A 13771-nucleotide genomic window follows, 5' to 3' on the forward strand; every position below is an offset into this window, starting at 1 on the left:
CCTGCGACCAGGCGGGACCCGGCAGGGAACCGCTCAGGCGAGCGGCTGGGCCTGGGGTTCGTCGACCGTCGTCCCGGTGAGCACCGCGACGACCTGCGGCGCGATCGCACGGAACGCCTTGCCGCGGTGGCTGATGGCGTTCTTCTCCGCGGCCGACAGCTCGGCGGCCGAGCGGGTCTCGCCGTCGGGCAGGAGGATCGGGTCGTAGCCGAACCCGCCCTCGCCGCGCGGAGCGGTCAGGAGCGTGCCGCGCATCTCGCCCGTCCGCACCCACTCCTCCCCGTCCGGCGTCACGAGCGCGGCCGCGCACACGAAGCCCGCGGCGCGGTGCCCCGCGGGGACGTCGCCCAGCTGTGCGAGCAGCAGGTCGAGGTTCGCCTGGTCGTCGCCGTGACGACCGCACCAGCGCGCCGAGAAGATGCCCGGCGCACCGCCCAGGACGTCGACCGCGAGCCCGGAGTCGTCGGCCACGGCAGGCAGACCGGTCGCCGCGGCGAGGGCCCGGGCCTTGATGAGCGCGTTCTCCGCGAACGTCACGCCGTCCTCGACCGGCTCCGGGGCGCCGACGTCGCGCGCCGAGACCACGGCCTCGGGCGGCAGGTCCAGACCGGGCTGGGCCGAGAGGATCGCGCGCAGCTCGGCGAGCTTGCCCACGTTGTGGGTCGCGAGGACGAGCCGTGCCCCCGCGGGGACGGTCACACCGGGCGCGGCGCTCATCGCGACGCCTCGTCGAGCGCGAGCTGCTGGATGATCGCGAGCTCGGAGGTCCCGTGGAGCGCGAGGTCCAGCAGGACGTCGAGCTCGGTGCGGTTGAACGGCGCGTGCTCGGCCGTCCCCTGCACCTCGACGAAGTCGCCCGAGCCCGTGACCACGACGTTCATGTCGGTGTCCGCGCGCACGTCCTCGACGTAGGGCAGGTCCAGCATGGGCGTGCCGTCGATGATGCCCACGCTCACCGCCGACACCGAGTCCGTGAGGACCTTCTTGCCGCCCTTGATCGCGCCGTGCTTCTTGCCCCAGGTCACGGCGTCCGCGAGCGCGACGTACGCGCCCGTGATGGCCGCGGTGCGCGTGCCGCCGTCGGCCTGCAGGACGTCGCAGTCGAGCACGATCGTGTTCTCGCCGAGCGCGGAGACGTCGATCACCGCGCGCAGCGACCGGCCGATGAGGCGCGAGATCTCGTGCGTGCGCCCGCCGATGCGGCCCTTGACCGACTCGCGGTCGCTGCGTGTGCTGGTCGCGCGCGGCAGCATCGAGTACTCGGCCGTGACCCAGCCCTGGCCCGAGCCCTTGCGCCAGCGCGGCACGCCCTCGGTGAACGAGGCGGCGCACAGGACGCGCGTGCGCCCGAACTCGACGAGCACGCTGCCCTCGGCGGCGTCGAGCCAGTTCCGGGTGATCGTGACGGGACGGAGCTCGTCGGGCGCGCGGCCGTCCGCGCGGACGGTCTGGGAGGTGGAGGCTGAAGTCATGGAGCCAGCCTATCCGGGGCTCAGAGCGTGAAGACCCGACCCGTCGCGGCGAGGTCGACCGGGCCGGCGTAGACCGCGGTGGCCTCGTCGCGGGCCGCCTGCCGGTCGTTCCAGGCCGGCAGGTGCGTCAGGACCAGCCGCCGGGCACCGGCTGCGGTCGCGACCTCGCCCGCCCGCTTGCCCGTCAGGTGGATCCCGCGGTCGACCGCGTCGTCCCGGCCCTCCTGGAACGCCGCCTCGGCCAGCAGCAGGTCCGCGTCGCGCGCGAGATCGACGACCCCGTCGCACGCGTCGGTGTCCCCCGTGTAGGCGAGCGTGACGCGCTCGCCCGGGACCAGGCTCGACGGTCCCGTGACCCGCATGCCGTAGGCCTCGACCGGGTGGTAGACCCGGTACGGCTCGATCTCGAGCGGGCCCACGGTCACGACCTGCCCCGGCTGCCACGTCCGGAAGTCGAACTGGGAGTCCATGGACTCACCGGCCTCCAGGCCGTACGTGGCACCGATGCGGTCGGCCGTCCCGGACGGCCCCCAGACGGGCAGCACGCCGTGGGCTGCGTGGGCCGCCGGGTGGTCCGGGCCGCGCGCGGGGTCGGCCGCCCGGTCGGGGTGGTACTTGAGGTAGACGTACAGGCCGCACACGTCGACGAAGTGGTCGGGGTGCAGGTGCGACAGACCGATCGCGTCGAGACGGCGCGGGTCGACGACCCGCTGCAGCGCACCCAGCGCGCCGTTGCCCATGTCGAGCAGGAGGTTCCACTCCCGCCCGTCCGGTGAGACGTCGTCGGGCACCTGGACGAGGTACGAGGAGGCCGGGGACTCGGGGCCCGCGAACGAGCCCGACGAACCGACGACGACCAGGCGCATCAGCGGGCCTCCACGAGCGAGACCTCGGGTCCGAGGAAGCGGCGCGCGAGGCGGTCGAACGGCTGGGCGCTGCCCGTCGCGCGGAAGCGGTGCTGCGGCGCCCCCGCCTCGCGCGACCGTTCCAGGCCGTGCGCGACGAGCGTGCGGTACACGTCCTTCGCGGTCTCCTCGGCGCTCGAGACGAGCGTGACCTCGTCACCCATGACGTAGGAGATCGCTCCCGCGAGCAGGGGGTAGTGGGTGCAGCCGAGCACGAGGGTGTCGACCCCCGCCGCCCGGACCGGCGCGAGGTACTCGTGCGCGATCTCGAGGACCTCCGGCCCCGACGTCACGCCGGCCTCGACGAGGCGCACGAACTCGGGGCACGCCTGGGACGTCAGACGCAATCCGGGCGCGACCGCGAACGCGTCGTCGTACGCGCGCGACTCGATGGTCCCCCGCGTCCCGATGACACCGATGTTCCCCGTGCGGGTCGCGGCCACGGCGCGCCGTGCCGCGGGCAGGATCACCTCGATGACCGGCATCCCGTAACGGGCCGTGTACCGCTCCCTGGCGTCGCGCAGCACCGCGGACGACGCCGTGTTGCAGGCGATGACCAGCATCTTGACGCCCTCGTCGACCAGCTGGTCCATGATCGAGAGCGCCATGGCTCGCACGGCGGCGAGCGGCTTGGGCCCGTACGGGCTGTTCGCCGTGTCCCCGATGTACAGCAGCGACTCGTTCGGCAGCTGGTCGAGGATCGAGCGGGCGACGGTGAGTCCCCCGACTCCCGAGTCGAAGATGCCGATGGGTGCGTCGTTCACGGGACCGAGCCTAGTGCGGGTCGCCCGGATCGGGTGGCCCGACCACCCCGCCGGACCTGTGCGTCCCACCACAGCACGCCGCCCAGGTCCCCGCAGCGTGCGTGCCCGGACACGACGAAGGGCGCCGCACCTGCGTGCGACGCCCTCGGTCCGGACCACCGGGCCGCCAGCCGTGAGGCGGCGGCCCGGAGACCTAGACCCTCGCCTTGCCCCGCCCGATCAGCCCCAGCACGAGGCTGACGACGAGCACGATGATGCCGATCCAGATCAGGAACTTCGCTGCTTCGACTGCCACACCGAACACGAGCAGCACGACTCCGACGAGCAGGATGATGAGCCACGTAGGCATGGTGTTCCTCTTTCTCTCGGCCAGGACGCGGACGTCCCGGTTCAACCAGGACAATCGTGGCACTACTTCACCCCGCGCGCATCTTGACACAAAACGAGCGAGAGACGTATAAGCGTGATATCCGGGCTGCGGACGAGGTCGGGACGCCTCACCGCGGGGCGCGACGCACCTCCGCGAGCATCAGCTCGACCAACGACTCCTGCAGCCACCCGGACATGAGGAACACGCTCGCCAGGAAGCGACGCGCAGCGTCCGGAGCATCCTCGTCAGGCTCGGAGCCCTGCTCCTCGCGGGACAGGACCTCGTCGTGCAGCTCTTCGACCTGGTCGTCCGTGCGCAGGTCCAGACGTTCCGCGAGGACGACGCGCACGTCCGTCAACGCGCCCGCGACCCGGCGCGCGTCGTCGGGCCGGACGATCAGAGGAGTGAGCGCCTCCGCGTCCTGGGGGTCGCCCGCGAGCAGCAGGTCCGCCAGGAGCAGCAGTCGTTGGGCCTTCTCGGCCGCGAGGTCCCCCTGCGTGAACCGCCGGAACTCCGTCGAGACCTCGGCGTCCTCGCGCGACGCGTCCGGCAGGAGCCGACGCACCGCCGGGTCCGCGGGCACGCGCACCTCGTCCGGAGGAGCCGACAGCGGGGCGACGCCCTCGATCCGGGAGGCGTCCGAGCCCTCCGGCGGGACCGTCGCGGTCTGCTCCTGCAAGAGCTCGACGACGTCGCCCACCACGTGCGCGAGCACGAGCCGCTCCGAGGCGCTCAGCTCCGCCACGTACCCGCGCCGCGCCCGGCGGAACGGCCGCACTACTCCCCGCTCCGCTGCATCGTGGCCCACAGCCCGAACTCGTGCATCGCCTGGACGTCCACCTCGACCTTCTCCCTGCCGCCCGAGGAGACGACCGCACGCCCCTCCTGGTGCACCTGCAGCATGAGCGTCCTCGCCTTCTGCTGCGAGTACCCGAAATAGCTCTCGAAGACGTACGTCACATAGCTCATGAGATTCACCGGGTCGTTCCACACGAGAGTCACCCAGGTGTCCGCGAGGGAGAGCGCCTCCCGCGTGTCGATCTCCTCGTCGAGGCGGGGCCCCGCGGTCGCCGTTCCAGTCACTCCCCCACTCTATGGGGTGGGTGAAGTCCGGCCACGCCGTGTCCACCGCCTGGTGGCCCGGGCCGCGTCCACCAGCGGCCTTCCGCCCGCCGCAGCGTCGCCCTCTGCCCTAGGTTGGGCACATGAGTTCCGCAGACCACCCGGGCACGGGCGCCCCGGCTGCCCCGCACGCCCAGCCCGCCCCGTTCGCCCCTTCCGCGCAGACGTCGCTGCTCACGGACCGCTACGAGCTCACGATGCTCCAGGCAGCCCTCGCCGACGGGACCGCGGACCGCCACTGCCTGTTCGAGGTCTTCACGCGCCGCCTGCCCGCCGGCCGGCGCTACGGGGTCCTCGCCGGGACCGGCCGCGTCCTGGAGTCGCTCGCCACGTTCCGCTTCACGGACCTCGAGCTCGACTGGCTCCGTGAGGCCCGGGTCGTCGACGAGCGCACGCTCGACTACCTCGCCGGCTACCGGTTCACCGGATCGATCACCGGCTACGCCGAGGGGGACGTCTTCTTCCCCCAGTCCCCCGTGATGGTCGTCGAGGGCACGTTCGCCGAGGCCGTGCTGCTCGAGACACTGATCCTGTCGATCCTCAACTACGACTCCGCGGTCGCGTCGGCCGCCTCCCGCATGACGAGCGCAGCCGTCGACCGGCCGTGCCTCGAGATGGGGTCGCGCCGGGCGAGCGAGACGGCGGCCGTCGCCGCAGCCCGGGCGGCCGCGGTCGCGGGCTTCGCCGGCACGTCGAACCTCGAGGCCGGGCGCCGGTACGGCATCGACACGATCGGCACCGCCGCGCACGCCTTCACCCTCCTGCACGACGACGAACCGTCCGCCTTCGCGGCACAGGTCGCCTCGCTCGGGGTGGGCACGACCCTGCTCGTCGACACGTACGACGTGCGCCAAGGAGTGCGGAACGCCGTCGCCGCCGCCGGGACCGACCTCGGCGCCGTCCGCCTCGACTCGGGGGACCTCGGCATCCAGGCCGTCGAGGTCCGCAAGCAGCTCGACGGGCTCGGGGCGACCGGCACCCGCATCACGGTCACCTCCGACCTCGACGAGTACGCCATCGCCGCGCTCGCGGCCGCGCCCGTCGACTCCTACGGCGTGGGCACCTCGCTCGTCACGGGATCGGGCGCACCGACGTGCGGCATGGTCTACAAGCTCGTCGCACGCTCCGACGCCGACGGCGTGCTGCAGCCGGTCGCCAAGGCGTCGACGCTCAAGACCAGCACGGGCGGCCGCAAGTCCGCGGCGCGGCTGTTCGGCGACGACGGACGGGCCGTCGCGGAGGTCCTCGTGACCGGGGCCGACGACGTCGTGTCCGCCTGGGAGCCGGGCGACGACGAGGACCTGCGCCCCCTGCACGTCCCGCTCGTCGTCGACGGCGCGGTCGACTCCCGCTGGATCGGCGCCTACGGGGTGCACAACGCCACGCAGCGGCACGCCGAGGCACGGGCCGAGCTGCCCCGCGGAGCGCGCCGGCTCTCCGCCGGGGACCCCGCCCTGCCGACCGTGACCCGCCGGGTCGACTGACCTCCGTGCGGCTGCCGCCCCCGCAGGGCAGGGACGGTGTCGCCCGTGGAGGTACGCGTGAGGCCTGCACCCTCGTCGAGGGTGCAGGCCTCACGCGTACCTGCGGGTGCCGGGCCGACCTGCCCCGGCTACTTCTTGCCGACGAACCAGCCGCGCAGCACGGCGACGCGCGCGTCGAGCTGGGCCACGGTCGCGAGCGGCACCTCCGGGCCCCCGCACCGACGCCGGAGCTCGGTGTGCACCGTGCCGTGGGGCTGCCCGCTGCGTCGCGCCCACGCGCCCACGAGCTGCGACAGCTCCTTGCGCAGCTCGGCGGCACGACGGTGGTCGAGCTCGCTGCGGTCCACCTCCGCCCCCCTGGCCTTCTTGGACCGGGCCGACATCTGGTCCGCCTGACGCTGGCGCAGCAGGCTCGTCACCTGGTCCGCATCGAGCAGCCCCGGCAGTCCCAGGAAGTCCTGCTCCTCGTCCGAGCCGACGTCCGCCTCGGTACCGAACTCGCCCCCGTCGAAGAGCACGCGGTCGAAGGACGCCTGCGCCTCGAGCGCCTGGAACGTCCCCTGCATCCCGTCCGCGAGGCCGTCGGACGCCTTGTCCTCCCGGTTCGCCGCGGCCATGAGCGCGTCCTCGGGGTTGTACATGTCCCCCTGCTCCTCGGCCGTGAGCGGCCGGTCGAGCGCGTGGTCACGCTCGAGCTCCAGGCCGTTCGCGAGCGCGAGCAGGTGCGGCACGCTGGGCAGGAAGACCGACGCCGTCTCTCCCCGACGCCGGGCGCGGACGAACCGCCCCACGGCCTGCGCGAAGAACAGGGGCGTCGCGGTCGACGTCGCGTAGACACCGACGGCGAGCCGGGGCACGTCGACCCCCTCCGAGACCATCCTCACCGCGACCATCCACCGACCGTCGCCGTCGGAGAACTCGTCGATGCGACCGCTCGCACCGTCGTCGTCCGACAGCACGACCGTCGGCGACCTGCCCGTGATGCGGGCCAGGTGCCCGGCGTAGGCGCGCGCGTCGGTCTGGTCGGTCGCGATGACCAGGCCACCCGCGTCCGGGATCGCCCGGCGGACCTCGGTCAGGCGCTTGTCCGCCGCAGCGAGCACCGACGGGATCCACTCGCCGTCCGGATCGAGGGCCGTGCGCCAGGCCTGGCCCGTCATGTCCTTGGTCAACGCCTCGCCGAGCCGAGCGCTGACCTCGTCGCCCGACTTGGTGCGCCAGCGCATCTGGCCCGAGTACGACAGGAAGATCACCGGACGCACGACATGGTCGCGCAGCGCGTCACCGTACCCGTAGGTGTAGTCCGCGGCCGAACGACGGATGCCGTCGGCACCGCGCTCGTAGGTCACGAACGGGATCGCGGCGGTGTCCGAGCGGAACGGCGTACCGGTCAGCGCGAGACGCCGCGTCGCGGGCTCGAACGCGTCTCGCACGGCTTCGCCCCAGGACAGCGCGTCACCACCGTGGTGGACCTCGTCGAGGATGACCAGGGTCCGCTCGGCCTCCGTGCGCGCCGTGTGGAGCGCTGGCTTGGCCGCGACCTGGGCGTACGTCAGGGCGACCCCGTCGTAGCTGGAGCCGTGCCGCCCCTGGCTGTTGCGGAAGTTCGGGTCGATCCGGATACCGACGCGCGCCGCCGCATCGGCCCACTGGTGCTTGAGGTGCTCCGTGGGGGCGACGACCGTCACACGCCGGACGACCCCCTGCTCGAGGAGCTCGGTCGCGACACGCAGGGCGAACGTCGTCTTGCCCGCGCCCGGGGTCGCGACGGCCAGGAAGTCACGAGGGGCGCGGACCCGGTAGAGCTCGAGCGCCTCGGCCTGCCAGGCGCGCAGCTTGGAGGCCGTACCCCACGGGGCACGGCGCGGGAAGGCGGGCGACAGGTGCGAGGCAGCGGCCGAGGAGGCCCCCAGCGGGGCCGAGGGTGGGAGGTTCGAGGACGGGCGAGCGGACGAGTTCGAGAGAGGCTGCCCACTCACTTGCCGGAATCACCCTCGCCGTCCTGCGGGGCACGAAGGCCGTCGTAGATCTCCTTGCAGGTGGGGCACACCGGGAACTTGTTGGGGTCACGGCCCGGAACCCAGACCTTGCCGCACAGCGCGATCACCGGCTTGCCGGACAGGGCCGACTGCATGATCTTCTCCTTGCGCACGTAGTGCGCGAACCGCTCGTGGTCCCCGGGCTCGACCTCTGCCGTGGTCTCCGTGCGCTCGAGGACGCTCGTCGACGTCCCGCCGTTCGGGTCGGTGTCCGGGACGATCGGTTCCGGTCCCGACGGGCTGCCTGCCGCGGGTCCGTCGGTGGGGAGGGTCAAGGGTTCGATCATGAACTCGAGTCTACGTCGGGGAACGCGAAACCCGTCGGCTCCGACCAGGGGCGTGGTCGGAACCGACGGGCGGCTGAGTGCTCGCACGGGCCGGTCGGCCCGTCGAACGAAAGGGCTACAGGCCCTGCCACTCCGGCTTGGAGAGGAAGGTCTGACGGTAGTAGTCGCCGAGCTGCAGGCGAGACGCCGCGGCGTCGTCCACCAGGACGGTCGCGTGGGGGTGCATCTGCATGATCGTCGCCGGCCACATCGCGGACACCGGGCCCTCGACGAGCTGGTGCACGGCCTCCGCCTTGCCCTTGCCCGAGGCCAGGAGCACGAGGTGCTTGGCCGACATGATGGTCGCCAGCCCCTGCGTGAGGCAGTGCTGCGGCACCTGCGCGAGGTCGTCGCCGAAGAAGCGCGCGTTGTCCTCGCGGGTCTGGGCCGTCAGGGTCTTGATCCGCGTCCGCGAGGCGAGCGACGAACCGGGCTCGTTGAACGCGATGTGCCCGTCCGTGCCGATCCCCAGGATCTGCAGGTCGACGCCGCCGGCGTCCACGATCTTGCGCTCGTAGTCGGCGCACGCTGCGACCAGGTCGTCAGCGTTCCCGTCGGGTCCCTGCACCGCGTCCGGCGCGAAGTCGACGCGCGAGGCGATCTCCTTCTCGATCACGTTGCGGTAGCGCTCCGGGTGGTCCTCCGCGATGCCGACGTACTCGTCGAGCATGAAGGCCTTGGCCTGTGCGAACGACAGTCCGTCCTCGGTGTGTCGGCGCACGAGCTCGTCGTACACCTTGAGGGGGCTCGACCCGGTCGCCAGTCCGAGCACCGAGGTCGGCTTGGCTCGAAGCAGCTTGTCGATCGCCTCGGCGGCGAGCACCGCGAGCTGATCGGCGGGCGCAATCACAACTTCCATCAGGACACCTTCCTACGGCCGGCGATGGCTGCTCCCACCGCGGCGACGGGTACATCACTGGGTGCGAGAGAGACACGCTTCTCCAGCTCCAGCGAGGACAAGAACGGCGACGTGCTCGCCTGGTCGACCAGGGCCTCCTGCACGGCGTCCAGGAGCGGCTGACCGAGACCGGTCACACCACCCCCGAGGACGACGTGCCGGACGTCGACCGTCAGCTCGAGGATACGGACGGCGCTCGCGACCGCGGTCGCGAACTCCTTCTTGATCCTGAGCGCTTCGGGGTTCCCGGCAGCCGCCGCCTCGAAGAGCTCGAGCGGGGCCGGTCGGCCGAACTGCGAGGGCCACCGGGCGCTGAGCGCCGTCCCCGAGGCGTAGGTCTCGACGCAGCCCCGCTGACCGCACGCGCACAGCGGGCCCCTCGGGTCGATCGGGATGTGGCCGATCTCGCCGGCCGCACCGCTCACTCCCCGGCGGAGCCGGCCACCCAGGACGATCCCCGCGGCCAGCCCCGTGCCCAGCGCGAGGAAGGCCAGGTCCTGGCCTTCCTCCCCCATGGCGTGGGACGCGCCGAGGGCAGCCACGTTGAGGTCGTTGTCGACGTCCACGGGGATCCCCCCGAACATCGTCGACAGCTCGTGGGCGAGCGCGAAGGGCTCCCCCTCGATCCCGAGGTTGACCGCGTGCATCACCGAACCGCTCTGCGGGTCGACGAGCCCCGGCACCCCGAGTCCCAGCCCTGCCAGCGCGGCGGGCCCGATGCCCGCCGCCTCCGTCAGGGACCGGACGGCCTTGGCGGCGCTGGCGACGACTCCTCGCGGCCCTCGAACGGTCGGGAGCTTGACCGACCCTTCGATCGAGCCGTCCGGACCGAGCAGCACGCCGAGGACCTTGGTCCCTCCGACGTCCAGGCCGACCGAGTGTCCCCCCGGCAGTGCGGCTGCCTCGCCGAGCGACGAGGCAGCCGTGCTCACCTCACTCACGTCAGCCCTTCACCGCACCCGAGACGAGCCCACCGGTCATACGACCCTGGACGATCAGGAAGAAGATGACGACCGGGATCGCGATGAGGACCGAACCGGCCATCAGACCGCCCCAGTTCGTCGCCTGGGTCGCCTGCTGGAACGTCCGGAGCCAGAGCGGGAGCGTCATCGACTCGGGACGGGTCATGATGATCAGCGCCATCACGAACTCGTTCCACGCCTGGATGAACGCGAAGACTCCGGTCGCCACGAGGCCGGGGGCCAGCAGCGGGAACGTGATCTTCCAGAAAGCCTTGGAGCGCGAGCAGCCGTCGATCATGGCGGCCTCCTCGAGCTCGGCAGGGACTCCTGCGACGAAGCCACGCAACGTCCAGATCGTGAAGGGAAGCACACCGGACAGGTAGACGATGCCCAGACCGATGATGGTGTTGAGGAGCTGCCAGCCGTCGACGATCCGGAAGATCGAGATCATCATGGCCTCGCCGGGGATCATCTGCACCGCGAGGATCGCGATGATGAACGCCTTGCGCCCCTTGAAGTTGAACCGGGTCACCGCGAGCGACGCCATGAACGCGAGGATCATCGACACGATCAGGACGAAGAACGTGACCATGACCGAGTTGCCCAGCGCGGGCAGGAACGGCGCGCGCTCCTGGTTGAAGATCGCGTCCTCGTAGTTCTTCAACGTGAACGAGGACCCAGGGAAGAACGTCAGGTCCTTGTTGCGGATGAGGTTCGTCGGCAGGAAGGACGAGTTGATCATCCAGTAGACCGGGAACGCCGAGCAGGCGAAGACGACCACGGCGATGACGCTGTAGACGACGTTCGACACCTTCTTGCGCTGGCCCTCGCGGGTCTTGCGCGGGCCGCTCCCGGAGGACCGGGGAGCCGTCGTGGCGGTTCCCGCGACGGTCGGGTTGAGGGTGCTCACAGCTGTTCCTCCTTGACGGTCTGGCGCACGTAGTAGTACGAGATCCCCATCATGATGAACACCAGGATCACGGCGATGGCGCTGGCCGTGCCGTAGTGCCCCTGGGCCATGCCCATCTGGTAGATGTACACGCCGATGGTGTTCGTCTTGTCGGCGATACCGCCGATGCCCTGGAGCACGAAGATCTGGGTGAACACGCGCAGGTCCCAGATGATCGACAGGATGATGAGCACCACGATGATGCTCCGCACGTACGGGACCATGATCAGACGGAAGCGCTGGGCAGGGGTCGCGCCGTCGAGCGACGCGGCCTCGAGGACCTCACCCGGGACCTGCGTCAGCCCCGCGTACATGGTGAACGCGACGAACGGGACGCTCTGCCAGACGATGACGAGGGTGGCCACGATGTAGAACATCAGCGGGTTGATGAGCCACGAGTGGCCCATCCAGTTGTCGCCGGTGATCTTCGTCAGGAGGTTGTTGACGATGCCGTACTGGGTGTCGAAGATCCAGCCCCACACGATCACGGCGGCGAGAGCGGGCATGGCCCAGGCGAGCAGCAGACCGACCGACACGAGCAGGCGGAAGAACTTGTTGAGTCGCATCATGAGCAGGGCGAGCAGGATGCCGATCGCCATGGTCAGGAACACGCAGACGACCATGAAGGCGAAGCTGCGCGCGAGGACCGTCCAGAACACCGGGTCGGTCAGCGTGTCGGTGTAGTTCTGGAAGCCCACCCATTCGGCGGGGACTCCCATGAGCTGCGCACGCTCGTACTTCTGGAACGACATGATGAAGAGGTTGACCAGCGGGTACCCGACCATGATGGCCAGGACGACGAGGCTGGGGGCCAGCAGCAGCCACGGCAGCTTGACCGACGGCTTCTTCGGGGGCTTGAGAGTGTCCTTCAGCTCGACCGCTGGGGACGACTCGAGGGTGGATGAGCTCATTTTCTCACTCCGTCGAGGGCTTGCACGGTTCGAGCAGGACCGTGCGGAGGCAGGTGGTGCGAGGGGTCCAGTCATGCCGAGGGGTGGGAGCTCCGCGGAACTCCCACCCCTGCGGCACCTGGGCGGTGACCTCTCTCACGAGAGGGTCACCCGGGGATCAGCTGTTGAGCGTCGACTCGATCTGCTCGTCGAGCTTCGTGGCGATCGCCTGGACGTCGCCGCCCTGCGCGAGCTGGACGAAAGCGTCCTGGAGGTAGCGCTTGGCCTCGACGTCGGCCCACTTCGGGGAGGCCGGCGTCAGCTTCGCGGCCGCGGCAGCGGCTGCACCTGCCTGCGTGATCTCGTCGTCGCCGAGGAACTTGGCCTGCGAGACCTTGGCGGGGATCAGGCCCTTCGAGGCCATGATCTCCTGGTAGCCGTCGCTCAGCATGATCTCGAGAGCGCTGAACGCGAGGTCCTGGTTCTTGGACTTCGACGCGATGGCGATGTTCGAGCCACCGGCCATGACCTGGGCGGCCTTGCCGGCCTCCTTGCCCGGCAGGGCGAAGGCGTGCAGGTCGGAGCCGTAGGTCGTGGCGCAGCCCGGCGCCTCAGCGGTCTCCTCGGCCTTGATGCTGCCCGAGACCCACGTCGGAGCCGAGAGGAAGCCGATCTCACCAGCGCAGAAGGGGATCTGCTGGTCCGTCTCCTGGCCGTCCTTGGGCGCCTTCGAGGCCGTCGCCATGACGTCCTGGATCTGCGTGAGGCCCTTGATGCCGCCCTCGGAGGAGAAGCCGGCCTCCCACTTGTCGCCCTTCTTCTCGGCGATGAAGCCACCGTTCTCCCAGATGTAGGGGAGACCGTTGTACCAGTCCTGGCCAGGCCAGTAGATGCCCGAGCGGGTGTCCGTCGTGAGGGCCTTGCCCGCCGTGACGTACTCGTCGAGCGTGGTGGGGACGGTGAAGCCGTCGCCGACGATCTGCTGCGAGTAGAAGACCGCGCGTGCGCCCGAGTAGTACGGGGCGGCGTAGAACTTCTTGTCGTACGAGCCGGCCTCGACGAAGCCCTCGAGCATGTCGTCGCCGCCGAGCGTCTCGTACTTGTCCGTCAGGTCGGTGAAGAAGCCGGACGACGTGAACGCGGCTGCCTGGGTGTTGCCGACCTCGACGACGTCAGGGCTGTCGGAGCTCGCGAGCGACGTCGTGAGCTTGTCGACCAGACCGGTCCACGACTGCTCCTCGATGGTGAGGGTCGAGCCCTCGTTCTCGGACTCGAAGGTCGTCTTCAGGTACTCGCGGGCTTCCTTCGGCGTGTCCGTGCCGACGAGCCAGACGCGGATGTCGCCGGATGCTGCGGCGTCGCCGGAGTCGCCGGAGCCGGAGTCGCCGGAGCCACAGGCCGTCAGCGCGAGCGCCAGGGTGATCGTCGAAGCCACCGTGGTGGCGACGAGGCGGTTCCTCTTCACTGGGGTACTTCCTCTCGGTAATTCGAAGTGGCGGCGTCGATGACACCACCTGAGGTGATACGGGAGGTTCTGCGTACTGCTACTGGGATTACTGCAGGACCAGTTCAGCCGGACGGGAGCTCACG

15 protein-coding genes are annotated in these 13771 nt (G+C 70.7%); 1 reads left to right on the forward strand and 14 read right to left on the reverse strand.

Annotated elements, in window-relative coordinates; all coding sequences use genetic code 11:
- Nucleotides 1-33: 33 nt before the first annotated feature.
- From rdgB to clpS, 7 genes are all read right to left on the reverse strand, one after another.
- Nucleotides 34-717: an RdgB/HAM1 family non-canonical purine NTP pyrophosphatase gene (gene rdgB / locus NHG27_RS02125; RefSeq protein ID WP_193719284.1), complete on the reverse strand. Its 684-nt coding sequence runs from the start codon at nucleotides 715-717 to the stop codon at nucleotides 34-36.
- A complete protein-coding gene (gene rph / locus NHG27_RS02130) occupies nucleotides 714-1472 on the reverse strand; it encodes a ribonuclease PH (protein WP_056650494.1) in 759 nt (252 codons plus the stop codon). The genes rdgB and rph overlap by 4 nt, the downstream gene beginning before the upstream one ends.
- Nucleotides 1473-1492: 20 nt before the next feature.
- A complete protein-coding gene (locus NHG27_RS02135; RefSeq protein ID WP_497014589.1) occupies nucleotides 1493-2338 on the reverse strand; it encodes an MBL fold metallo-hydrolase in 846 nt (281 codons plus the stop codon).
- On the reverse strand, nucleotides 2338-3141 hold the full coding sequence (gene murI, locus NHG27_RS02140) for a glutamate racemase (RefSeq protein ID WP_193719286.1): 804 nt from the start codon (nucleotides 3139-3141) through the stop codon (nucleotides 2338-2340). Before murI ends, NHG27_RS02135 begins: the two co-directional genes overlap by 1 nt.
- 193 nt (nucleotides 3142-3334) lie before the next feature.
- The gene (locus tag NHG27_RS02145) at nucleotides 3335-3490 is read right to left on the reverse strand and encodes a hypothetical protein (protein WP_193719287.1); all 156 of its coding nucleotides are present in this window, start codon (nucleotides 3488-3490) and stop codon (nucleotides 3335-3337) included.
- Nucleotides 3491-3638: 148 nt separating this feature from the next.
- The gene (locus NHG27_RS02150) at nucleotides 3639-4319 is read right to left on the reverse strand and encodes a DUF2017 family protein (protein WP_497014590.1); all 681 of its coding nucleotides are present in this window, start codon (nucleotides 4317-4319) and stop codon (nucleotides 3639-3641) included.
- Nucleotides 4289-4552 (reverse strand): ATP-dependent Clp protease adapter ClpS, encoded by a 264-nt coding sequence (gene clpS / locus NHG27_RS02155; RefSeq protein WP_407671859.1) that lies wholly within the window; start codon nucleotides 4550-4552, stop codon nucleotides 4289-4291. Before clpS ends, NHG27_RS02150 begins: the two co-directional genes overlap by 31 nt.
- Nucleotides 4553-4716: 164 nt before the next feature.
- Here clpS and NHG27_RS02160 point away from each other — a divergent pair, with 164 nt between their 5' ends.
- A complete protein-coding gene (locus NHG27_RS02160) occupies nucleotides 4717-6117 on the forward strand; it encodes a nicotinate phosphoribosyltransferase (protein ID WP_193719290.1) in 1401 nt (466 codons plus the stop codon).
- Nucleotides 6118-6245: 128 nt separating this feature from the next.
- Here NHG27_RS02160 and NHG27_RS02165 read toward each other — a convergent pair whose 3' ends face one another.
- The 7 genes from NHG27_RS02165 to NHG27_RS02195 all read right to left on the reverse strand — a co-directional run bounded on the left by NHG27_RS02165 (nucleotide 6246) and on the right by NHG27_RS02195 (nucleotide 13646).
- Nucleotides 6246-8030, reverse strand: a complete 1785-nt coding sequence (locus NHG27_RS02165) for a DEAD/DEAH box helicase (protein ID WP_227748300.1) — start codon at nucleotides 8028-8030, stop codon at nucleotides 6246-6248.
- 62 nt (nucleotides 8031-8092) lie between these two features.
- Nucleotides 8093-8443, reverse strand: a complete 351-nt coding sequence (locus NHG27_RS02170; protein ID WP_193719292.1) for a DUF3039 domain-containing protein — start codon at nucleotides 8441-8443, stop codon at nucleotides 8093-8095.
- A 115-nt stretch (nucleotides 8444-8558) separates the two neighbouring features.
- The gene (nagB, locus tag NHG27_RS02175) at nucleotides 8559-9341 is read right to left on the reverse strand and encodes a glucosamine-6-phosphate deaminase (protein ID WP_497014591.1); all 783 of its coding nucleotides are present in this window, start codon (nucleotides 9339-9341) and stop codon (nucleotides 8559-8561) included.
- On the reverse strand, nucleotides 9341-10321 hold the full coding sequence (locus NHG27_RS02180; RefSeq protein ID WP_497014592.1) for an ROK family protein: 981 nt from the start codon (nucleotides 10319-10321) through the stop codon (nucleotides 9341-9343). The genes nagB and NHG27_RS02180 overlap by 1 nt, the downstream gene beginning before the upstream one ends.
- 1 nt (nucleotide 10322) lies before the next feature.
- A complete protein-coding gene (locus NHG27_RS02185; RefSeq protein ID WP_497014593.1) occupies nucleotides 10323-11252 on the reverse strand; it encodes a carbohydrate ABC transporter permease in 930 nt (309 codons plus the stop codon).
- Nucleotides 11249-12202, reverse strand: a complete 954-nt coding sequence (locus NHG27_RS02190) for a carbohydrate ABC transporter permease (protein ID WP_497014594.1) — start codon at nucleotides 12200-12202, stop codon at nucleotides 11249-11251. Before NHG27_RS02190 ends, NHG27_RS02185 begins: the two co-directional genes overlap by 4 nt.
- Before the next feature lie 157 nt (nucleotides 12203-12359).
- The gene (locus tag NHG27_RS02195; RefSeq protein ID WP_497014595.1) at nucleotides 12360-13646 is read right to left on the reverse strand and encodes an extracellular solute-binding protein; all 1287 of its coding nucleotides are present in this window, start codon (nucleotides 13644-13646) and stop codon (nucleotides 12360-12362) included.
- Between the last annotated feature and the right edge of the window lie 125 nt (nucleotides 13647-13771).

It is taken from the genome of Oerskovia sp. 140933, assembly GCF_059651515.1.